General features: G+C 38.4%; 21 protein-coding genes. 11 read left to right on the top strand and 10 right to left on the bottom strand.

Going from position 1 to position 19,856, the window contains the following annotated elements:
• Window positions 1-12 precede the first annotated feature (12 nt).
• The 5 genes from BUF13_RS09540 to BUF13_RS09520 all read left to right on the top strand — a co-directional run bounded on the left by BUF13_RS09540 (window position 13) and on the right by BUF13_RS09520 (window position 4,064).
• Window positions 13-738: a carbon-nitrogen hydrolase family protein gene (locus BUF13_RS09540; RefSeq protein ID WP_073571535.1), complete on the top strand. Its 726-nt coding sequence runs from the start codon at window positions 13-15 to the stop codon at window positions 736-738.
• A 163-nt stretch (window positions 739-901) separates the two neighbouring features.
• The gene (locus tag BUF13_RS09535; RefSeq protein ID WP_073571534.1) at window positions 902-2,299 is read left to right on the top strand and encodes an aminotransferase class V-fold PLP-dependent enzyme; all 1,398 of its coding nucleotides are present in this window, start codon (window positions 902-904) and stop codon (window positions 2,297-2,299) included.
• Between the two features lie 114 nt (window positions 2,300-2,413).
• Window positions 2,414-3,100: an aquaporin Z gene (aqpZ, locus tag BUF13_RS09530; RefSeq protein ID WP_073571533.1), complete on the top strand. Its 687-nt coding sequence runs from the start codon at window positions 2,414-2,416 to the stop codon at window positions 3,098-3,100.
• Between the two features lie 23 nt (window positions 3,101-3,123).
• Window positions 3,124-3,570 (top strand): outer membrane insertion C- signal, encoded by a 447-nt coding sequence (locus BUF13_RS09525; protein ID WP_073571532.1) that lies wholly within the window; start codon window positions 3,124-3,126, stop codon window positions 3,568-3,570.
• A 41-nt stretch (window positions 3,571-3,611) separates the two neighbouring features.
• Complete coding sequence (locus BUF13_RS09520; protein WP_073571531.1) at window positions 3,612-4,064, top strand: DUF1905 domain-containing protein; 453 nt, start codon at window positions 3,612-3,614, stop codon at window positions 4,062-4,064.
• Here the strand turns inward: BUF13_RS09520 and BUF13_RS09515 are convergent.
• The 10 genes from BUF13_RS09515 to BUF13_RS09470 form a co-directional block, all read right to left on the bottom strand.
• Window positions 4,061-6,463 carry a TonB-dependent receptor gene (locus BUF13_RS09515; RefSeq protein WP_073571736.1) on the bottom strand — a complete coding sequence of 801 codons (2,403 nt, stop codon included), beginning with the start codon at window positions 6,461-6,463 and terminating at the stop codon, window positions 4,061-4,063. The genes BUF13_RS09520 and BUF13_RS09515 overlap by 4 nt on opposite strands.
• Before the next feature lie 74 nt (window positions 6,464-6,537).
• Window positions 6,538-7,248 (bottom strand): fatty acid desaturase, encoded by a 711-nt coding sequence (locus BUF13_RS09510; protein WP_073571530.1) that lies wholly within the window; start codon window positions 7,246-7,248, stop codon window positions 6,538-6,540.
• Between the two features lie 16 nt (window positions 7,249-7,264).
• Window positions 7,265-8,110: a 4-hydroxy-3-methylbut-2-enyl diphosphate reductase gene (locus BUF13_RS09505; protein ID WP_073571529.1), complete on the bottom strand. Its 846-nt coding sequence runs from the start codon at window positions 8,108-8,110 to the stop codon at window positions 7,265-7,267.
• A 14-nt stretch (window positions 8,111-8,124) separates the two neighbouring features.
• Entirely contained in the window at window positions 8,125-8,826 is a 702-nt protein-coding gene (locus BUF13_RS09500; protein ID WP_073571528.1) for a lycopene cyclase domain-containing protein, read from the bottom strand.
• The gene (locus tag BUF13_RS09495) at window positions 8,826-9,668 is read right to left on the bottom strand and encodes a phytoene/squalene synthase family protein (RefSeq protein WP_073571527.1); all 843 of its coding nucleotides are present in this window, start codon (window positions 9,666-9,668) and stop codon (window positions 8,826-8,828) included. The genes BUF13_RS09500 and BUF13_RS09495 overlap by 1 nt, the downstream gene beginning before the upstream one ends.
• Window positions 9,669-9,676: 8 nt before the next feature.
• A complete protein-coding gene (locus tag BUF13_RS09490) occupies window positions 9,677-11,170 on the bottom strand; it encodes a phytoene desaturase family protein (protein WP_073571526.1) in 1,494 nt (497 codons plus the stop codon).
• 4 nt (window positions 11,171-11,174) lie between these two features.
• On the bottom strand, window positions 11,175-11,687 hold the full coding sequence (locus BUF13_RS09485) for an RNA polymerase sigma factor (RefSeq protein WP_073571525.1): 513 nt from the start codon (window positions 11,685-11,687) through the stop codon (window positions 11,175-11,177).
• Between the two features lie 214 nt (window positions 11,688-11,901).
• Window positions 11,902-12,789: a MerR family transcriptional regulator gene (locus tag BUF13_RS09480; RefSeq protein ID WP_073571524.1), complete on the bottom strand. Its 888-nt coding sequence runs from the start codon at window positions 12,787-12,789 to the stop codon at window positions 11,902-11,904.
• A complete protein-coding gene (locus tag BUF13_RS09475) occupies window positions 12,786-13,232 on the bottom strand; it encodes a sterol desaturase family protein (protein WP_073571523.1) in 447 nt (148 codons plus the stop codon). The genes BUF13_RS09480 and BUF13_RS09475 overlap by 4 nt, the downstream gene beginning before the upstream one ends.
• Before the next feature lie 98 nt (window positions 13,233-13,330).
• Window positions 13,331-13,993 carry a carotenoid biosynthesis protein gene (locus tag BUF13_RS09470; RefSeq protein WP_073571522.1) on the bottom strand — a complete coding sequence of 221 codons (663 nt, stop codon included), beginning with the start codon at window positions 13,991-13,993 and terminating at the stop codon, window positions 13,331-13,333.
• 104 nt (window positions 13,994-14,097) lie between these two features.
• Between BUF13_RS09470 and BUF13_RS09465 the strand changes: the two genes are divergently transcribed.
• The 6 genes from BUF13_RS09465 (at window position 14,098) to BUF13_RS09440 (ending at window position 19,855) form a co-directional block, all read left to right on the top strand.
• Complete coding sequence (locus BUF13_RS09465; RefSeq protein WP_073571521.1) at window positions 14,098-14,400, top strand: DUF4286 family protein; 303 nt, start codon at window positions 14,098-14,100, stop codon at window positions 14,398-14,400.
• A 134-nt stretch (window positions 14,401-14,534) separates the two neighbouring features.
• On the top strand, window positions 14,535-14,999 hold the full coding sequence (locus BUF13_RS09460; RefSeq protein WP_073571520.1) for a TspO/MBR family protein: 465 nt from the start codon (window positions 14,535-14,537) through the stop codon (window positions 14,997-14,999).
• Between the two features lie 122 nt (window positions 15,000-15,121).
• A complete protein-coding gene (locus tag BUF13_RS09455) occupies window positions 15,122-16,261 on the top strand; it encodes a DUF4221 family protein (protein ID WP_073571519.1) in 1,140 nt (379 codons plus the stop codon).
• A 9-nt stretch (window positions 16,262-16,270) separates the two neighbouring features.
• On the top strand, window positions 16,271-17,428 hold the full coding sequence (locus BUF13_RS09450; RefSeq protein ID WP_073571518.1) for a DUF4221 family protein: 1,158 nt from the start codon (window positions 16,271-16,273) through the stop codon (window positions 17,426-17,428).
• Between the two features lie 2 nt (window positions 17,429-17,430).
• The gene (locus BUF13_RS09445; RefSeq protein ID WP_073571517.1) at window positions 17,431-18,579 is read left to right on the top strand and encodes a DUF4221 family protein; all 1,149 of its coding nucleotides are present in this window, start codon (window positions 17,431-17,433) and stop codon (window positions 18,577-18,579) included.
• A 4-nt stretch (window positions 18,580-18,583) separates the two neighbouring features.
• Window positions 18,584-19,855 (top strand): DUF4221 family protein, encoded by a 1,272-nt coding sequence (locus BUF13_RS09440; RefSeq protein WP_073571516.1) that lies wholly within the window; start codon window positions 18,584-18,586, stop codon window positions 19,853-19,855.
• Window position 19,856 lies beyond the last annotated feature (1 nt).

Genomic DNA, 19,856 nt, shown 5'->3' with positions numbered 1-19,856 from the left:
TACCCGCTTCAAATGAAAATCGGATTAGCTCAAATCAAACCCTTCAAAGGAGATATCCAACAAAACATTCTGCTGCACCTAGAATGGATTGAAAAAGCAGTAAAGGAGGATGTTGATTTGATTGTATTCCCTGAACTTTCCCTGACAGGGTATGAGCCTGAATTTGCCAAGGAACTGGCCTTGGATGCCGATGATCTTAGGCTAAATGTTTTTCAAAATTTCAGTGATCAAAATGAAATCAGCATCGCTTTGGGTGCTCCGACTCAAGCTGAAAATGGAATTTTGATCAGCATGTTGATTTTCCAACCCAAAAAAACGAGAAAGATTTACTCCAAACAAATGCTTCATTCGGATGAATTACCATTTTTCATTGAAGGGACTGAACAGATTATTATAAATCAAAACGATATTCAAATAGCTCCAGCAATCTGCTACGAATCGCTTCAAACAAATCATGCATCTGCAGCAAAAGAATTAGAAGCAAATTTATATTTAGCTTCCGTTGCCAAGTCTCAAAAAGGAGTAGACAAAGCCTTCATTCATTTTCCAAAAATTGCTCAGGAGTTTGAAATACCTGTTTTGATGGTGAATACTGTAGGATTCTGTGACAACTTCATGAGTGCAGGTCAAAGTGCCGTTTGGAGCTCAAAAGGGGAGCTTTTATCAAACTTAGATTCAAAAGCTCAAGGGCTTTTAATCTACAACTTCGAAACAAAAAATACTACTACCATTCAATAAAAGAAGGCTTTATCTATTTTGGATCAAATGCAAAATAGATCTTGAATCAATTCTGACTAACTGATTATTTTACCTATCTTTTCAATTCATCTAATTTTTTCTTTACTTTAAAAAGTAAGCCCTGTTTTCTTAGAAATTTTTAGCAAATATTAAGTACTTAGTAATGTTTCAATGGCTTTTTAAAAAAACCATTTCAAAAACATCCTCAGAAATATTATATGAAGACCTTTTCAGCAAGCTAAGGCAAATCGAGTATAATAGGTTGGATGATCAAGGACATGTTTATCTGGACTATACGGGAGGCGGGCTATATTCTCAATCTCAGTTGGATAAGCATTTTAAGGCCTTGAGTAAAAATATTTTTGGAAATCCACATTCTACCAACCCCACATCTACTTATTCCACGATACTTGTCCAGGAGGCTAGAAATAAAGTTCTTGAATTTTTCAGGGCAAAAAATTATTACTGCATTTTCACCCAAAATGCCTCAATGGCTCTCAAAATCGTAGGGGAATGTTATCCATTCGAAGAAAAGGGGAAATTTCTTCTATTGGCAGACAATCACAATTCGGTCAATGGAATCCGAGAGTATTGCAACTCAAAGGGAGGAGTTACCAGTTACATTCCCATCAATATTGAGGATCTGAGAATCCCTGAGAAAAAACTTCAAGAAGAACTCGAAAAATCCGATGCGAAAAACAAACTGTTTGCTTACCCGGCTCAATCCAATGTTTCAGGTGTAAAGCATAGCTTGGATTGGATCGATAAAGCTCAACAACACGGATGGGACGTATTATTGGACGCTGCAGCTTTTGTACCTACCAACCCATTGGATTTGTCCATTTTCCAACCTGAATTTGTATCTATCTCTTTTTATAAAATATTTGGGTTTCCAACAGGGATTGGATGCCTTTTGGTAAAAAAATCAGCCTTTGAGAAGCTTCATAAAAAGTGGTTTGCAGGAGGGACAGTAAGCTTGGCCTCAGCCAATGCACCATACCATTTTTTGGCTGAAAATCATGAAAGATACGAAAACGGTACACTCAATTATTTAGATATCCCGGCAATCAACCTGGGCCTAAGGCATATGGAATCCATTGGAATGGATCGATTAAAAAACAGGATAGAGTCACTTTCATGCTACCTTTTCGATCGTCTAGAGTCATTAAAACATAGCAATGGAGTTAAACAAGTTGAAATATTTGGTCCTAAATCCAGAGAAAATTGTGGTGGAAATATGATTATCTCCTTTAGAAATCCTGACCAAAGCAAAATCGGGTTTGAGAAAATAGAAAAAATGGCAAACTCCAAAAAGATTTCTATTCGGTCAGGATGCTTTTGCAATCCGGGATTAGATGAAACCAATAATTGCATCACTTCTGAAGAATTGGTGAACTACTTTACAAGCAGAAAATCTGGTGACTATTGGGATATGATCGATTCTTTGAAAAAAATGAGAGGAGCTACTCGAGTCTCTGTAGGAATAGCCACTATCCAAAAAGATTTAGACTCCTTTATTTCATTTGTGGAGGAAATGAAAGACCAAAATATTAAACAGTAAAAAGCAAATCTCGAAACTAGCATTAAACCCTCATTGCCAATATACTACGCCAAAATTCTAATTTTTTGAAATTAAATTTTTAAATTATTTAGATTTTTAATTAATGTTTCGAAAATGAAAAAACTACTAGCAGAATTTATTGGCACTCTCTGGCTTGTTCTAGGGGGTTGTGGTAGTGCTGTTTTGGCAGCAGGTTTTCCAGAACTGGGAATTGGTTTCGTAGGTGTTGCATTTGCTTTTGGATTGACAGTTTTGACTATGGCTTATGCAATTGGGCATATTTCCGGATGCCACCTCAACCCTGCAGTGACTATGGGAATGTGGGTTGGTGGTAGAATCGATAGTAAGGTGGTTCCTGGCTATATAGTTTCTCAAGTCTTGGGAGGACTTGTCGGTGCTGGAATTCTTTACATGATTGCTTCTGGAAAACCAGGGTTCGAACTTGGAAGTTTTGCAGCCAATGGTTTTGGCGAAGCCTCTCCGGGAGGATATTCGATGATGGCAGCATTGATATGTGAAATTGTCATGACATTCTTTTTCCTATTTGTAATCCTTGGCACAACTCACAAAAACGCTCCAGCTGGTTTTGCAGGATTGGCAATTGGATTGGCATTGACACTTATACATTTAATTAGTATTCCAGTGACCAATACTTCAGTAAACCCAGCAAGAAGCACATCACAAGCAATTTTTGCTGGAGGAATACATTTAGAACAGCTTTGGCTTTTTTGGATTGCTCCGATAATTGGCGCAATTTTGGCTGGAATTGTTTACAAGTTTTTAGCTCCTGACAAGGACTAATTTTCCACTTAATTAATTATCACATGAAGTTTTTAAAAATTTTCTCAATCGTTTTCTTCTTAGGTCTTGTTGCAAGCATAAATGCCAATGCACAGGAAGTAGGTCTAAGGTTTGGAAATGACCTAGGTAACAACGTAGCCATTGATGGTATCTTTGCTCTAGGTGAATTCAGCAGGGTACACGCTGACGTAAGTTTTGGAGGAGGCGGTGTTGGTATTGCAGCACTTTGGAATCCAATTTTCCGACCAGTAGGTAGTTCTGACTTCAACTGGTATGCTGGTTTTGGTCCTTCCCTATTTTTAGGAGACCCATTTCAACTTGGAGTAGCAGGCGAAATCGGTATAGAATACGCCTTTGCTGACGTTCCGATCACAATTGGTGCTGACTACAGGCCGACTGTGGTAATTCTCGAGAATACCAGATTTAACGGTGACGGATTTGGTTTGAATATCCGTTGGCGATTTAACTAAATATCAAAATTGAAGCAGGGACTTATATCCCTGCTTTTTTTATGGAAGTAATTTTCGAAGGCGAAATATATCTGGAAAGGTTCCAAGGAAAAGTAGGATGGACCTTTGCCCGAATTCCCAAGGAGTACACACCTACGGGAAAATACTTCGGCATGTCTCAAGTATCAGGCAGAATTGACGACTTTAATTTTGACAAAAAACACCTCATGCCAACCGGAGATGGAACCGTTTTTATCCCTATCTCTAAGGAAATCAGAAACCTGATCAAAAAAGAAGCTGGGGAAAAAGTTTACCTACGTGTGGAAAAAAAGCCCCTTCCCCAGGATACACCTCATGAATTATTGGACTGTCTTCGCGATGATCCTGGGAAATTACAACTTTTTGATGCCTTGGATATTGAGGACAAGAAGAAGTGGATAGCATATATCTACCAATCCAAAGATGACGAAGTCAAAGCTGACCGAATCATCCAACTCCTCAACAAGCTTAATTAGAATTCTACGATGATCCCAACAGATGGGAGCAAACTCCCAGCAGTGTTTTCTATCAATTTTAATTGATACCTAGACGGATCATTTGGATTCACCAAAATAGATCCTGCATCATCTCGGACAGGTATCAAAATTGGCGCTTGCTGAGCCTCAAAATTGTATGCGTTTTGGATATCAACATACCAATTGAGGTTCCAGTTTTTGAAGTAATACTTCTTATCCAATCTCAAGTCCAGTTGATGGAAAGCGGGCAACCTTACGGCATTAATCTGATCATAATCTAGGATTCCTGTATTTCTTAAATCCCAATTGGAAATCAAGGCTGATTCCTCCAAATCATATGGCGTGTATGGCGTACCTCCCAAGAATCTCCATCGAGCTCCCAACTCCCAGTTTTTCCCAAATCTCTTTCCTGCTGTCAAACTGATGATGAATCTGTTATCCCAAGAGGAAGGTGCGTAACCATCCGTATTTGGGTTGGTAAATTCACTTCTCACCAAAGTCACAGCTGCTATTCCATAAAAATCATTGAACAGTCTCTGCTGAGCCAACAACTCCAAACCATAAGCCCGCCCTTTGGCATTGGACTCAACTGGTTCGTTTCCGATCACCCCAAAATCAGCTCCCAAATTAGCCAAGGCAATCCCGTTTCTTACCGATGATGGGTAGTTGCTGTAGTGTTTGTAAAAAGCCTCTGCGGTAAACCTTCTGTTCTTTTCTGGTTTCAGCAATTCAATCCCACCGATCAACTGCGAACTTCTAATAAAGCGAACATCATTTTCCTGATTGACCAAGTCCCCTTCATTATTTTTATATCCCAGGACTGTGTAAGGAGGCTTTTGATAATAAATCCCGGCATTGGCAGTGGCATAAAGATTCGACCCTAATTGATAGGAAAGTGAAAGTCTTGGAGCGATCTGGTTCAGAGGGTTTTGGGCAGTTTTTCCAAAATCAGAACCATCCATTCGAATTCCCCCAGTCAACAACAATCTTTCTCCATCAAAATATTTGCTCCCGGAGACAAAAGCTCCATAGGAATTGAAGTGAGAAGTAGAATTCACATCGATAGTCTGTCCGGTAGATGCCAAAGAGGATCTATCAAAATTGTCAATGAAATAGCGGGCGTATTCATAATTCACACCATACTTCAAGGTATATCCAGATCCGAAAATTGAGTTTTCAGCTCTGAATTTATTCTCCGATTCTTGAGATAAATAATCAAAAAGCAAGTTCTCAGAAGAGCTTTCATCATTGTTGGCAAATTTGTAAGAACGGTTATTCAGCATATTTCGACTCAAGACAAAAGTCCAATAGCCATTTTCCCGAAAACGCTTCAATTTAAACCCTGTGGCATAATTCCATTGCTCCTGTACTGGTAACACTCCTAAGAGATATTGCCTGTTTTCACGCTCCTCCTGACTTTCACCATCCGGCAATTCTTCATTCAAAACAAACTTATCCACAGCACCAATTCCCAAAAATGTCAACTCAGTCTTATCATTCAGCTTAGTGGTCGTCTTCAGCTGAAAATCATTGAATGTTGGCAAGAAAGGAAGCTGAAGTAATTTGAATAATCCTTGCAAATAGGATCTTCTTGCAGAAAGCAAATACGTGGTTTTGTCCCCAATTGGCCCTTCGTTGGAAAGCGTCAGTTCAGATGCTCCCAAAGTCAATTGTGTAAACATTTGATCTCTTCTTCCTTCTTTAAGTGATACTTCAAAAAAGGAGGAAAGTGCATTCATTCGATTTGCAGGAAAACCTCCGGCAATCAAATCCACATTTTTAATCAAATTCACATTCAATATACCAACTGGACCACCAGAGGATCCCTGTGTGGAAAAGTGGTTGATTACAGGAACTTCAATTTCGTCCACAAAGAACTTGTTCTCATTAGGAGCTCCTCCACGAATCAAAATATCATTTCTAAAACTCGGTGTACTCGCCACACCAGGCAAGGCCTGAATCACTCTTGAAATATCACGGTTACCGCCAGGATAACGTTCGATTTCATTCGAATTCAGCTTTCTTACAGATAATGGAGTCTCTTCAGAACGTGAAAACTCAGAGCTTACCACTACTTCATTTAGTTCTGCGGCATCTTCCACCAACTCAAAATCTAGCTGAACAGCTTTTGCCAAGGTGACTCGAACCTCATATTTGGTTACAGGTTTGAAACCTACAAAACTGGCCCGGACATTATACAATCCAGCCGGGACATTGGAGATTTCATAATTTCCATCCTCATCGGTAATTGCTCCCAAATCCGTTTCGAGAATCAAAACATTGGCAAAGGAAACCGGCTCATTATTAACTGGGTTGGTGATTTTACCTTTCAAAACACCTTGAGCAAAGACAGAAATACTGCCTAAAAATAGAATGAATACGAGTAGACTTTTCTTCATTTTTAATGGGATGATTTCTTTCAAAATCAATTTTGGAGAAAAAGGTTTATAAATGAACTAATTTTTGATTTTGATCAAGAGACTTGATTTTTCTTGACCTTCCAAAGCCTCCACCAAGGGGTCCCAGGAGAATCATGATGCTCGTAGTGATATCCAAAAAAATAACAACTCAAAAATGCCCATAAATGGTTTTTAGATTGGGTAGAAGAGTGATGTTTATTTGGGTTTTCACCTCGATGTGGCAAAAATGTGCCGAAATAAAACAATTGAAATGTGGATAAAACCGCCGGAAGCATCCAGAAAAGAATCAAATTCTCTGTACTTATCCACAATTTCAAGATATTGAAAGTAATGGCCATCAATATGATTTGCCAGATCGTCACATACTGGCGGATAAAGGAAAAATACCAAATCCAGAAATTCCCGGAAGGATGATAATCTGGATCCTCATCAGTTGCCACATGTCTGTGGTGCTCATGATGCTTGGGAAAAAGCTTCCCATAATTGTTAAATGAAAACAAGGTAGCAGCAACCCAACCAGTCAACTTATTCAAAGTCTTATTGGACGAAACAACTCCATGCATGGCATCATGAGCTGTGATAAAAAGTCCAGTATATAGATGCATTTGAACCAGTACAGCCAAATAAGTCAAAGGGCTTGTCCAATTGATTTGAAGCTGTAAAAGAAAAACAAGTGAAATGAACCAAATACCGATAATTCCCCAACCTATCAAAAGGCCTTTTGGATCGACATTTCTCGATATTTGATAAGATTTAGATGACATAAAATGGGTCGAAATCTTAAAAGGTAAGAATTCTTTCTTTGACCTGCTCCATCAACCACATTGGAGTAGAAGTCGCTCCGCAAATTCCTATTCGATCACCAAAATTAAACCATCCCTCTTCCAATTCATTGGGATTGGAAACAAAATAGGTATGGGCATTCCTTTCTTTGCAAACATTGAAAAGGACTTTTCCATTGGAAGATTTGGTTCCACTTACAAAAATCACTTTATCAAACCTACTCACAAACTCCCTTAACTCTTTATCCCGATTCGACACCTGACGGCAAATGGTATCATTCGTATTGACAGATATTCCATTATCCCGAAGGGTTTGGTTGATTTCATAGAATTTATCAGTCGATTTGGTCGTCTGACTGTATAAAGTCAAATTCTTGGGAAGACTTGGCAAATCCAACTCATTGATATCCTGAAAAACAACCGCCTGATTGTTGGTTTGGCCAAGCAAACCAATCACCTCAGCATGTCCGTGTTTTCCATAAATATAGATTGGCTCATCCTTGTCAAATGAATTCTTTATTCTGTTTTGAAGCTTCAACACCACAGGACAAGAAGCATCTATCAAGGTCAGATTGTTTTGGATTGCAAGCTGATAAGTAGAGGGAGGCTCACCGTGAGCTCTGATCAAGACTTTTTCATCTCTCAAGCCATAAAGATCTCCATGATCGATGATTTTCAGACCTTTTTGAGTCAGTCTTTTGACTTCCTCATCATTATGAACGATATCCCCCAGGCAATACAAATATCCCTCCTGATCCAGGATTTCTTCAGCCATTTCGATGGCATAGACTACCCCGAAGCAAAAACCGGAATGCTGATCTATATCTACCTGTAAGTTCTTCATTTCGATCTAATAACTTATGAAAGTGATAATTGTTTACGGGAACGAAGGCTTTCGAAAATGCTGACATTCATGAGTAACAATGTCATGCAGTATATGGTATCTTCAATAGGTATAGTCCATATTCTAATCCCCAAATTTTCGGCATTGTTATAGATCACCACAGGCTCTTCTGTGATTCCTCCGGTCAGTATTCCATTGCAAAGCATGAAAGGAATCAAAGTGACTAGATAGGCAAAGATGAATCGACCCAAAAACCGATCATTGAAAATCAGAAAGTGAATTACCAACACTAATGCGCCAACAATGAAGTTTACCGAAGTGTACCATTTGTCCAAATGAAGTAGTGCCAATCCAAGCAGGAAAGGGACCATCACGTAGACAAAGGGTTTTGCTAAAGGCAAGAAGTAATCCTTCGGAAAGAAATAAATCAAAACCTCGTAAATGAATACACAGGCAAAAGGTACCGTGAGGAAAAAAAGCCACTCCTCTATTGGCAATTGGAAAAGATAAATCCCCACAAGGTATCTGGGATTAAATTCCCAAACTCCCATCACCGTAAACCAATGGTCCCAAACCAAAAAAAACGCTCCTGTGAAAAAAATGGCAGGAAATAGGAATGACCATTTGGAGGAATAGTTGATTTTGGGTTCAAAAGACCTGATTAATGGAAAGGAAATAGTCAGGATATTCAATATCAAATAGAGATATTTTTCCATTAACTGATTCCCAGTTTTGTTTCGAAAAAGGTTCCTACCAAAAGAGAAAGCTTCTGAGAATTTGGAATGCGGATTCTTTGTTTGGTGATCACATCCGCAGAAAGAGACTTGATCTTATCAAAGAGCTTTTGGTAATACAAGTAAGCCACACGCACACCCAATTTGGCACCTTCGGGCAATTGCTCGATTCCAATCTGCGCATCATCAAAGTCTCTTTGGATATCTTCCTCGATTTGCTTTTTGATCGTCAGATCAAACAATCGATAATCAACTCCCGGAAAGTAAACGCGTCCTCGCTCCTCATAATCACTTTTGATATCTCTCAAGAAATTGACTTTTTGGAAGGCTGCCCCCAACTTTCTAGCTGGTTCTTTGAGCTTATTATACATTCCTGAATCGCCTTTGCAAAAGACTTTCAGACACATCAAACCAACTACTTCAGCAGAGCCATAAATGTACTCGTTGTATCGACTGTCATTGTATTTTTTGAAATCCAGATCCATCTCCATGCTATGGAGAAATGCCTTGATCAATTCAAAATCAATGTCATATTCATTGACGATCATCTGGAAAGCCTGCAATACAGGATTGTATGAAAATCCCTTTTCAATAGCCTCGAATGTATCAGCTGTGAATTTTTCTAGAAGTCCCTCTTTATCCTGATCGTGAAAAGTGTCAACGATCTCATCTGCAAATCGGACAAATCCATATATCGCATAGATAGGCATGTGATATTTTTTGTCCAATGTTTTGATCCCCAGCGTAAAACTCGTGCTATACCGCTGAGTAATCAGTCTACTACATTCCAAACTCGTTTGGTTGTATAAGGCCTTAGCATCCATAGTTTAAATTACATTTTTTGTGACAAATCGTGATCTTTAATCACCTCTTTTGCAACCACATACCCTGAAATCAAAGAGGGGGGAACTCCAGGGCCCGGAACAGTCAGCTGTCCAGTGTAATACAAATTATTCACCTTTTTGTTTTTCAAAGAGGGCTTTAAAATGGCCGTTTGAGTCAAAGTATTCGCCAAACCATAGGCATTTCCTTTGTAGGCATGGTAATCTTTTTTGAAGTCAGCATGCGCATAAGACCTCTTGAAAACTATATGAGATCGGATCTCCTGACCCGTAATTTTCTCCAATCTATCCATGATAATATGGAAGTACTTTTCCCGCATTTCTTCCGAATCTTCTAAATCCGGAGCTAAAGGAATCAGCAAAAACATATTTTCCATTCCTTCGGGAGCAACTGTTGGGTCCGTCTGGGAAGGAACCGAAGCATAGAAAAGCGGTTTCTCTGGCCATTTCGGATTCCTATAAATTGCATCAGCATGCGGCCCCAAATCTTCATCAAAGAACAAATTATGATGACGAAGATTCTGAAGCCTTTTATCGATCCCCAGATAAAAGAGTAAACTAGACGGAGCCAGGACTCTCTTATCCCAATATTCTTCCGAATAGTTACTGTACTTGGGATTGACGAGATGCTTATCCACATGGTGATAATCAGCTCCTGCAACCACCACATCAGCTTCAATCTTTTCACCGGAAATCAATCTGATCTTTTTCGCAACACCATTTTCGATTTCAATCTCCTCCACTTCTGCACCGTACCGGATAGAAACTCCTTTCTCCACAGCCAATTCCACCATTCCACGAATGATTTCATGCATTCCTTTTTTGGGATACCAAGTTCCCAAGGCGATATCTGCATAGTTCATCAAAGAATATAGGGCTGGAATATTCTCAGCTGTTTCACCGAGAAATAAAACCGGAAACTCCATCAATCGGATAATTTTCTCTGATTTGAAAAACTTCCTTACATGCTTTGACATGGATTGAAACACATCCATTTTGATCACATCCAACAAAAGACCAGGAGATGCAAATTCCGTCAGTGAGCGACTTGGTTTTTTGACCAAATCATGAATCCCAACCTGGTATTTGTATTTGGCTTGCTCGAGAAATTTATCCAATTGAACTCCAGCTCCCGGCTCAATTTCCTCCAACATCTTTTTGAATTCCTCCAAATCAGCGGGGATATCCAGTTGGTCATTTTCGCCATAAATCACCGCATAGGATGGATCAAGTCTGATCAGATCGTAATAATCCGAGACTTTTTTTCCAAAATGAGCGAAGTAGTCCACAAAGACATCTGGCATCCAATACCAGCTTGGTCCCATATCAAAAACAAACCCCTGATGCTCAAACTTCCTCGCTCGACCACCTGGGGTTTCGTTCTTCTCCAGTAAGGTGACTTTACAACTTTGCTCTGCTAAATGGGTGGCTGCGGAAAGTCCGGCGAATCCGGATCCGATTACCACCACATGTTTTTGATCCATTTTCTTAATTCAAGTTTCTATACACCAGTAAGTTCTCCTTCAGGAGCTTTCTAGCAATATGAATTCTATTCTTTACAGTTCCAATCGGAATTTGAAGGTCCTCGGCGATTTCATGATACTTGAAACCACGGAAATGCATCATAAACGGAACTTTATATACTTCCTCCAATCCATCGATTGCAGCAGTGATGTCATCCATGGCAAAACTGCCATAGGCACCATTTTCGATTTTCGAATCAGTGGAGTTGATGAAATGAAGATTGTCAGTCGTATCTACGAAAGTCGCCCGTCTCACCATTCTTTGATAATTGGTGATAAAGGTGTTTTTCATAATCGTGTACAACCAGGCTTTCAGATTGGTCCCATCGGTGAACTTGTCACGGTTGGTAAAAGCTTTGACCATCGTATCCTGCAACAAATCATTTGCATCATCTCGATCTCGAGTCAGCTTCAGAGCGAATGGCTTCAATGAAGAGCTCAACTTGTTTAAAGAGTAACTGAATTCTAAAGTAGTCATGGTGTCTGAATTCTTTGTTTAACCAAATCTAGATTTAATTAAACAAAAAACAAAGAAAATGTTTAAAGAATTTTCAAAATAGTTAAACATTTAAGATATGACCATTAGACCATTAGCATAAAAAATGCCCTAAAAAGCCAATTAGGCACAAAAAAAGGCATTCTTTAAAGAACACCTTTTGTTTAATATTTTTTACTTATTGTTAAACCTTTATTCAAACAAACTCATTCATTTGTTCCAAAACTTGCTTGATCTCACCCAAATAATTCAATTGCTGAACATTCGCAGGCAGCTCGATATCCTGACCGATAATCTGAAAACCAGAGACAAGGACTTGCGCCTCTTTGAAATTGTTCCCCAAATCCCGAACATAGGTTTCCACGCATTCCATTCCAGGAGTAGTAGTGAAAACAGTCAATAAATAATCAGGCTTGACAATGCTATAGACCGAAATCAAATCCTCCATTGGAGTGCTTTGACCTAAGTAGATGACCTTATGGCCTTTACTCTTGATCACATAGGTGGCAAAAAGCAATGAAATCTCGTGCAATTCTCCTTCTGGCAAAAACAGCATGAATTTTTTCCCCTCTCCATCTACTACTTGTCCATCAATTGCCACGATCAATTTCTGTCGGATCAAATTGGAAATAAAATGCTCTTGGGCCGGATTGATGGCAGCAGTTTGCCAAAGCACACCGATTTTGTTGAGAAAAGGATAGATAACATGAAGCATTGTCTGCTCAAATCCAATTTTGAGAATATTTGATGTCAGGATTTTGTCAAATCTGTCCTCATTCATCTCCACCATTGAGATGGTCAAGGCATGAATCTGATCATCATGTGTGAGGGACCTATCAGTCAGCTTGATGACTTCAGCTCTGATCTCTTCCAGTGACATTTTGGCAATCTTACTGATTTTCAGACCACTGTCATTGAGTAAAGCTACATTCAGAATCAATTTCAGATCCGAATCATCATAATAGCGAATATTTGTCTCCGTCCTTTTGGGGTTCAAAAGGCTATATCTCTGTTCCCATATCCGTAAAGTATGCGCCTTGATACCAGACAACAATTCTAGGTCTTTTATTGAATACGTGCTCACTTTTCCTCCTTTTTAAAATATTCCTTGGGTACCAAAAACAACCCGAATGATACAGCTCCTTCTTTTTTATTGGTTTTATGGTGTGCTTGATGAGCTTTAAATATTCCCATCAGCCAAGAGTTTTTTGGTCTATCAAACCACTTCAATCTTCGGTGAACCAAGACATCGTGGAGAAAGAAATACAGCATTCCATAAAGGCTGATCCCTATCCCTATCCAAAATCTATAATCCAAAGATTCAACTCCTAAAAAAATCAATACTACCGCGACACTTCCAAAAAACAACGAAAACAAATCATTGAGCTCGAAGAATGATTTCGAAGGCTGGTGATGTGTCTTGTGAATCATCCAAAGTGGTCCATGCATAATGTATTTGTGAATAAACCATCCAGACAATTCCATAACTCCAAATCCTATAAGAATAAATCCAATTGCTTTAAACATCTATGAACAAGCTATTTATTTCCTTTTCAGTAAAAGCCAAAAGGAGGCAAATTGTTTTCAAACTAATCAATTTTTTTAAGAGGATTTTAAATTCATCCTTATAAAACCGTGAAATTCAGGATGGCAAAGAAGAAAATCATGCATAAAAGCATGATGAGTGATAGTGGATTGTATTTTTCAAAATTGGCTTTTCTAAATATCAAATGAATCAGAAATGCCACTCCAAACCACCCAATGTAGTTTCCAACGGGAATCACATCAAATTTCCAATACCAAAAGTCCAAGGCCACAGCCACTGGCTCCATGATATAATCCAGGCAGGTCATTGCGACAGCTCCCAACAAGGCTGCGTAATAATCATTTTCAACATTTCTGAAGACCGAACCTGTCAGGTAAGCCAGAATAAACCAATTCACACCTATAATAATTGGAACCTCCCAGAGCATCGGGCCCAATGTCGGTCCATATACATAATCTCCAAAAAGGTAGCCGGTGTGGATTCCAATCAGTTCGGCTACGAAGCCTATCCAAAAAGCAGCTGCAGCAAAAATCGGAAAGGCATCTGTCCATCCTCTGTGGAATAAAAGAATGAGCACCAAGCTAACTAATAGCTGAACTGGAGTGAGACTCAAAAACCAATCTTGGTATTCGGGAATACTTAGCCCCACCAAGCCCACAGCGTACAAGACGACAATGATCACTTTGGCAATAATGATTTTCAGACTGTAATTAGCAGCTCTTTCGGGTACTACTTTGTGCATGGGCTGTTGCTAAAATGAATGGGATTGAGTTTTTCGGCTTGGGATTCCTAACTTTGCAACTCAGAATTTGTTAACAAAAAAAGAAAATAATCCCTTACCAAGCTATGATTCTCTACAACATCACCTTTAGCGTAGCAAATGAAATAGACGAAGACTTCGTTGCATGGATGAAAGAAACCCATATTCCTGAGATTTTTGCTACAGGTTTATTTGTGGAGCATAAGTTCTTCAGACTGCTCAATAGCCCAGACGATAGCAGCACCAATTATAGTGTTCAGTTCTTTGCAGAAAGCACCAATAAGCTAATTGAATACGAAAATAGATTTGCCAATGCACTTAGAAATCAGACTCTTCAGCGTTATGGAGAAAAAGCTTTGGCATTTAGAACGCTTCTAGAGGCTATTTAAGTTTTCAGCCCAATCAAGCTGATCAATACTTAAGCACAAGCCTTTCGGTTGTGCTTTTTTTATATTAGAAATTCTCCATTAAACAAAGTAGGGCATCCTTGGTTTAAAAGAATGATCGTTTAAATGTTTTCAACATGCCCAACTGGCTCAAACTCGTCATCAGTCTAATCCTTCCTCAGATCGCCGGAGGTTTGGGAGCATTCTTTACTATTCCTGCAGTCCAAGGCTGGTACACCACTTTGAATAAACCGAGTTTCAATCCTCCCAATTGGATTTTTGGACCAATGTGGACCTTCTTGTATGTCCTGATGGGAATAGCCAGCTATCTGATTTGGAAAAGCGATCATCCTAAGAAAAAGAAATTACTCAACCTCTACTTTTTCCAATTGGCGTTGAATGCTATTTGGTCGCCTGCCTTCTTTGGAGCAGAGTCCCCATTGTTGGGTTTGTTTATTATTCTTCCACTTTGGCTATTGATCCTGATCTGTGTGATTCAGTTTAAAAAAGTATCAAAAATTGCCTCTGGATTAATGGTTCCTTATCTGGCTTGGGTCACATTTGCATCCCTTTTGAATTTTTCCATTTGGTGGCTCAACTAGGTTTGAGTCTTTTTCCAGAGCTGAAATTCAAGCTATTATCACCATACGACAGTACGATTTTAACATAGTTTCACTAGGTTTTTAGCCTCAAGATTTTAGCTTTATAGTTTAAAATCTTTTGTATGAGAAACTACTTTTTCCTCTTGAGTTGGGTTGCTTTTTTTTCCTGCTCAAATCCCCCTGAGGAACAAATCCAGGCCAATGTTTTGGAAAATTTAAAGGTCACAGTTGATAGCCTAGTTATTGATTCTGGAGAAGAAATCTTTGTTCCAAATGGTCTATTCCAACAATCCATAGCCCCTGATGGAAATAGATTATTTGCCTTTTATGAGAATGATTTCGAGTTTTTTGAATTTTCGATCGAAGATCTCAAGCTTATCAAACGACATCCTTTCCAGATGGAAGGGCCTGATGGAATCGATGGTTGGGTAATGTATATGCAAGTAATGGGACCTGATAAGATCATGATTTTGGATCAAAAAGGACCCAATCTTTTTAATATCGAGGGTAAGAAAATAAAGCAATATGATCTAGATATGGAAAAAGCCATTGGTTTTAAAACTGAAGGTCCTTTTTCTATCCCCAATGGATTTCATATGAGTCCGGATAAATCAAAGTTCCTTTCTCTTCCTATGAATTTTGGAAAACCAGTGGAAGGGCTTGCGGTCATTGAAATCGAATCAGAAACTGGTAAAATCTTAAAATTACCAGCCTTGGATATGACTTATGATTATCAAGTAATCTGGCAAAGAGAAAATTCTGCTTCATTTTTTGGGGATGCCGTTAGTCTTCAACTAGTCAATGACCAATTTATCGCTTTCACAGGATCCACAGCAGACATATACACTTACGACTACCATACAGATAGTCTAAAGCTGGTGTCGTTCTCCCACAGTTTGGTGGAGAACCGAAAAGAAGGTGAATTCCCTCACGAAGTAGATTCCCGCGAACGACAAATGGAGGTAGTGAACCAAATCAGAAAACAGGTCACCTTCTATAAATTTTACTGGGATCCTACCAGGAAAATGTATTTCCGATTTGCTACTAAAAACACGGTCATGCCCGTTCCTCAAGAGGGAATTAAAAGAAGTGCTGACGCATACATTTTTGCATATGACGAGGACTTCAATCTGATAGGAGAATCTTATTTGGATAATCTCGAAAACATTCCATACCAAGGCTATTTCCAACAAGGTGACTTTTACTCCTATAGCCCAATGGGAGATGAGGCAGGATTTATTCGCTATTCATTTGATTTTTAACGCTTTATTATGAAAAATCTATCAGTTCTATTTTTGATTGCTTTACTTTTCTCCTGTTCTAGAAATGAAGAAAATAAAGACTCCTCATCTTCCAATATCCTTGAAGATCTGACATTTACTGTAGATACACTGGTAATGGATCCGGGGGAAGATATCTTCAATTTGGGAATGGGAATTCGATCCCTGGACCTTTCTCAAGACAAAAAATTCCTGTACTATTTTGAAAATATGCCTCCTAAACTCCTGAAGGTTGATTTGGAGAAAGAAATCCTAATCAGCAAAACGGATTTTGAACCCGAAGGCCCAAATGGAATTGGTGTTTTTGTAGGGACAATCCAAGTGGGACCAGATGGAAAACTAGCCTTGCTAGGAAATAATGGAGTTTATGGGGTTTTTGATCAAAACGGAACAAAAATCGAAAACCTGAATAACAAACCAGAGGGGATTGATCCAAATTTGGCTGAGAACAATTTCAGTCTTTACGGAAATAGCATTTATGATTGGGAAAATGAAAAAATCTATTCCTGGCCTGTTGATACAGAATTCAAATCTTCAAGCCAGAAACCGGGATTAATAACAATAGATCTAGCATCCAATTCAGCCAAAATCATTGAAGCTCCTGAAATGGATATCGTTGACCAATACAGCATTGTCTTTGAGCAAAATGGATCTTTCCGTGTATCTCCTCAGGAAGTTCAACTGTCCGAACACGATAGTAAAATCCTGATTTCTTGCTCTGCAATGGGTGATTTTTATGAGTTTGACCCAGCAACTGAAGAAATAAAATTTATTCAAATCGATCATCATCTGGTACCTAATAAGCTGACGGGGGAAATCAATAATCGGCCTGAATCAGAGGAAGGTTTTATGGATGAAATGGCTAAAGTGAATGCTCAGATTTATTATCAAAAGCTTCATTGGGACCCAAAGAGACAGATTTTTCTAAGACTTGCGCAAAAGGTTTTTATGCCCAAAACCCCCGATGAGGAATATAAATTTGAATATTTCCTGTTGGCTTATGATAAAGAATTCAATTTACTGGGTGAGACAAAGCTGGATCAAAAGGAAAGAATCGACTACAATGTTTTCTTCAAAGACGGCAAACTCTGGTCCTATGTCAATGTGGAGGATGAGTTGGGCTTTGCCGTATTCACTTTTGATTTCTGATTATGAAAAAATTATTCGCCCTTTCATTACTTACTGTATTGTATTCTTGCTCAGAAAAAGAATCATCTGAGGGGACAAAAAAAAGTATTATTCTGGAGAACGTATCCTATTCCGTAGATACTGTAGTCATGGACTCAGGCGAGGAGGTATTGGCAATTTCCAATGATTATAAATTGAGAAACTCCTCCAGTCTTTCCGAAAACCATCAGTTTCTTTATTTTTTGAATAATGATGATAATTCCATCTCAAAAATAGATTTAAATCAATCAAGATTACTAGATGTTTTCCATTTTGAAAAGGAAGGTCCTAATGGAACTGGGGCCTACGTCCAAAGACAACAAGTATTACCTGAAGAGCAGTTTTTGATCACAGATTATCAATCTTCCGGGATTTTTAACAAAGAAGGTTCCAAGCTTCAAGAGTTTAAATTGAACACCAAAGAATTCAGCGGATTGGATCCAGACACTCAATTTTCAAATCAACTTCTCCTTTCCTCCGACTCCAAATGGCTTTTTTCATTAACTGGCTTATATAATCAAGGAGCAAAGGACTTGGTCAAACTCAATCCAAATACCAAATCAGGGGAATTAATAGACTTGCCCGCATTAGAAATAGCGAATGATTTTTCAGTCTCTTTACAAAGTGATCAGGGTAGCATGTTTTTCGTTCCCCAATCTATTCTTCAAGAAATCAATGGGGCACTTTTTATTTCCAATGAAGTTACTTCCTCCATTTACAAATACGACTACCAAACCGACTCTCTTCAACTATTTACCTATAGCCATCAGTTGGTACCAAGCATTAAAACAGGAAAATTGAAAGGAGAGGTCTCAAGCCAAGAAGAATTTTATGCAGAAATGCAGGAATCTTCCACCCAAGTTGGCTTTGAAAAATTGCTTTGGGATGAAAAATCCAATCGCTTTTTCAGATTTGGAAAGAAAATTCTTCCTAAGGAAGGGGACGATCCCAATGCATATACTGCTGAAGTCTATTTGTTTATTTATGACAAAGATTTAAATCTTTTAGGGGAGACTTTTCTCGAAGACCTTGATCAACAACCAGTCTTCTATTTCTTCAAAGACGGCAAGCTCTGGTCCTATGTCAATGTAGAGGATGAGTTGGGCTTCGCAGTATTCACTTTTGATTTTTAAATCTATGAGAAATCTATACACCTATTTTCTTCTCCTAATTCTTTTATCCTGCGCCAAAAAAGAGGAAGTCAAAATAGATGTACCTAAGAAAAATATAACCCCAACTGAATCTGAGGACCTCAATCCGAGAACTGAATTAGATTCTACTCCACTCCAAGAAAAAGAAAGCCATCAAAAACCAGAAATAATTGAAAGAAAGAAACTTATAGACTCTAATTTTTTAGAGAATTTCTCTTTCCAAATTGATACAGTCTTAATCGATTCAAAAGGAACTTTAATTTACCTGCCTTTTGGAATACTCAATTCTGATCTGTCTGAAAGTAAAACTGATTTATATGCCCTTAACAGCAAAACCAACACCCTCTACCAATTTGACTTAGATAAACTTGAATTTGCCAACTCCTTTAAATTCGAAAAAGAGGGTCCTAATGGTGTTCCTGCACCAATCTGGAAATTTCAACTATTGGGAAACAACAATATTTTCTTTGCGAACTATAGACATTTCGGAACCTATAATTTTCAAGGTCAAAAGCTTAACAACAATCAAATAAATGAGGATAAATTCCCATCACTAGTTCAATTTGGTTCATTTCCAATTTATGAATCTCTTTCAAGCAGTTTTGACGGAAATCACATTTACTTTTTGAACCAAAACCTTGAAAATGAAAAGATTAATTTGGGAATTTATGATATTGAAAGGGACCAAAGTGAACTGATAGAATTACCCAAATTCGATTTTCTAACCAATTTAGTATTCATCTATTCTGAAGGGATATCACATCACGTCTCCAACACCTCTGACTTGGGAATCAAAATGGAAAAATCGAGAGCGATTATCTATTCCAAAGGAACTAGCAAAATCTATCTCTATGATCTTTTGAATGGCTCTTTGGACTATAAGGAACCAAAGCATCAACTCGTGGCAAATGATCAAATCCCTCCATTTTCCAATGATATTTCTTCAATTCAAGAAATAATTGATGCCAATGAATCAACACGCTTCCAGATTGCATATCAAGCTCCACTATATGACGATCAGAGGGAAATCTATTTTCGTTTTGGTTCAATCCTTGAAAAAACTGAAAACCTAAATCCAAAATCCAAAAGCGAAGTATTCCTTTTTGCTTACGATAAAAATTTCAACCTATTAAGTGAGACTAAAATTGATGATTTATCTAAGTCTCCTACTCAAGCATTCTTCAAAGACGGCAAGCTCTGGTCCTATGTCAATGTCGAGGATGAATTGGGCTTTGCAGTATTCACTTTTGATTTTTAAT

The sequence above is a fragment of the Algoriphagus zhangzhouensis genome, assembly GCF_900148515.1.
Lineage (GTDB): Bacteria > Bacteroidota > Bacteroidia > Cytophagales > Cyclobacteriaceae > Algoriphagus > Algoriphagus zhangzhouensis.
This window is presented reverse-complemented; position numbering and strand designations above follow the sequence as displayed.

Excerpts from the sequence above, each read along its gene's own strand:
- BUF13_RS09500 (WP_073571528.1), bottom strand. The coding sequence starts at position 8,826 with ATGGAAAAATATCTCTATTTGATATTGAATATCCTGACTATTTCCTTT.
- BUF13_RS09470 (WP_073571522.1), bottom strand. The coding sequence starts at position 13,993 with ATGCACAAAGTAGTACCCGAAAGAGCTGCTAATTACAGTCTGAAAATC.
- BUF13_RS09495 (WP_073571527.1), bottom strand. The coding sequence starts at position 9,668 with ATGGATGCTAAGGCCTTATACAACCAAACGAGTTTGGAATGTAGTAGA.
- BUF13_RS09465 (WP_073571521.1), top strand. The coding sequence starts at position 14,098 with ATGATTCTCTACAACATCACCTTTAGCGTAGCAAATGAAATAGACGAA.
- BUF13_RS09510 (WP_073571530.1), bottom strand. The coding sequence starts at position 7,248 with ATGTCATCTAAATCTTATCAAATATCGAGAAATGTCGATCCAAAAGGC.
- BUF13_RS09445 (WP_073571517.1), top strand. The coding sequence starts at position 17,431 with ATGAAAAAATTATTCGCCCTTTCATTACTTACTGTATTGTATTCTTGC.
- BUF13_RS09460 (WP_073571520.1), top strand. The coding sequence starts at position 14,535 with ATGCCCAACTGGCTCAAACTCGTCATCAGTCTAATCCTTCCTCAGATC.
- BUF13_RS09490 (WP_073571526.1), bottom strand. The coding sequence starts at position 11,170 with ATGGATCAAAAACATGTGGTGGTAATCGGATCCGGATTCGCCGGACTT.
- BUF13_RS09515 (WP_073571736.1), bottom strand. The coding sequence starts at position 6,463 with ATGAAGAAAAGTCTACTCGTATTCATTCTATTTTTAGGCAGTATTTCT.
- BUF13_RS09475 (WP_073571523.1), bottom strand. The coding sequence starts at position 13,232 with ATGTTTAAAGCAATTGGATTTATTCTTATAGGATTTGGAGTTATGGAA.
- BUF13_RS09440 (WP_073571516.1), top strand. The coding sequence starts at position 18,584 with ATGAGAAATCTATACACCTATTTTCTTCTCCTAATTCTTTTATCCTGC.
- BUF13_RS09525 (WP_073571532.1), top strand. The coding sequence starts at position 3,124 with ATGAAGTTTTTAAAAATTTTCTCAATCGTTTTCTTCTTAGGTCTTGTT.
- BUF13_RS09485 (WP_073571525.1), bottom strand. The coding sequence starts at position 11,687 with ATGACTACTTTAGAATTCAGTTACTCTTTAAACAAGTTGAGCTCTTCA.
- aqpZ (WP_073571533.1), top strand. The coding sequence starts at position 2,414 with ATGAAAAAACTACTAGCAGAATTTATTGGCACTCTCTGGCTTGTTCTA.
- BUF13_RS09455 (WP_073571519.1), top strand. The coding sequence starts at position 15,122 with ATGAGAAACTACTTTTTCCTCTTGAGTTGGGTTGCTTTTTTTTCCTGC.
- BUF13_RS09520 (WP_073571531.1), top strand. The coding sequence starts at position 3,612 with ATGGAAGTAATTTTCGAAGGCGAAATATATCTGGAAAGGTTCCAAGGA.
- BUF13_RS09450 (WP_073571518.1), top strand. The coding sequence starts at position 16,271 with ATGAAAAATCTATCAGTTCTATTTTTGATTGCTTTACTTTTCTCCTGT.
- BUF13_RS09540 (WP_073571535.1), top strand. The coding sequence starts at position 13 with ATGAAAATCGGATTAGCTCAAATCAAACCCTTCAAAGGAGATATCCAA.
- BUF13_RS09505 (WP_073571529.1), bottom strand. The coding sequence starts at position 8,110 with ATGAAGAACTTACAGGTAGATATAGATCAGCATTCCGGTTTTTGCTTC.
- BUF13_RS09535 (WP_073571534.1), top strand. The coding sequence starts at position 902 with ATGTTTCAATGGCTTTTTAAAAAAACCATTTCAAAAACATCCTCAGAA.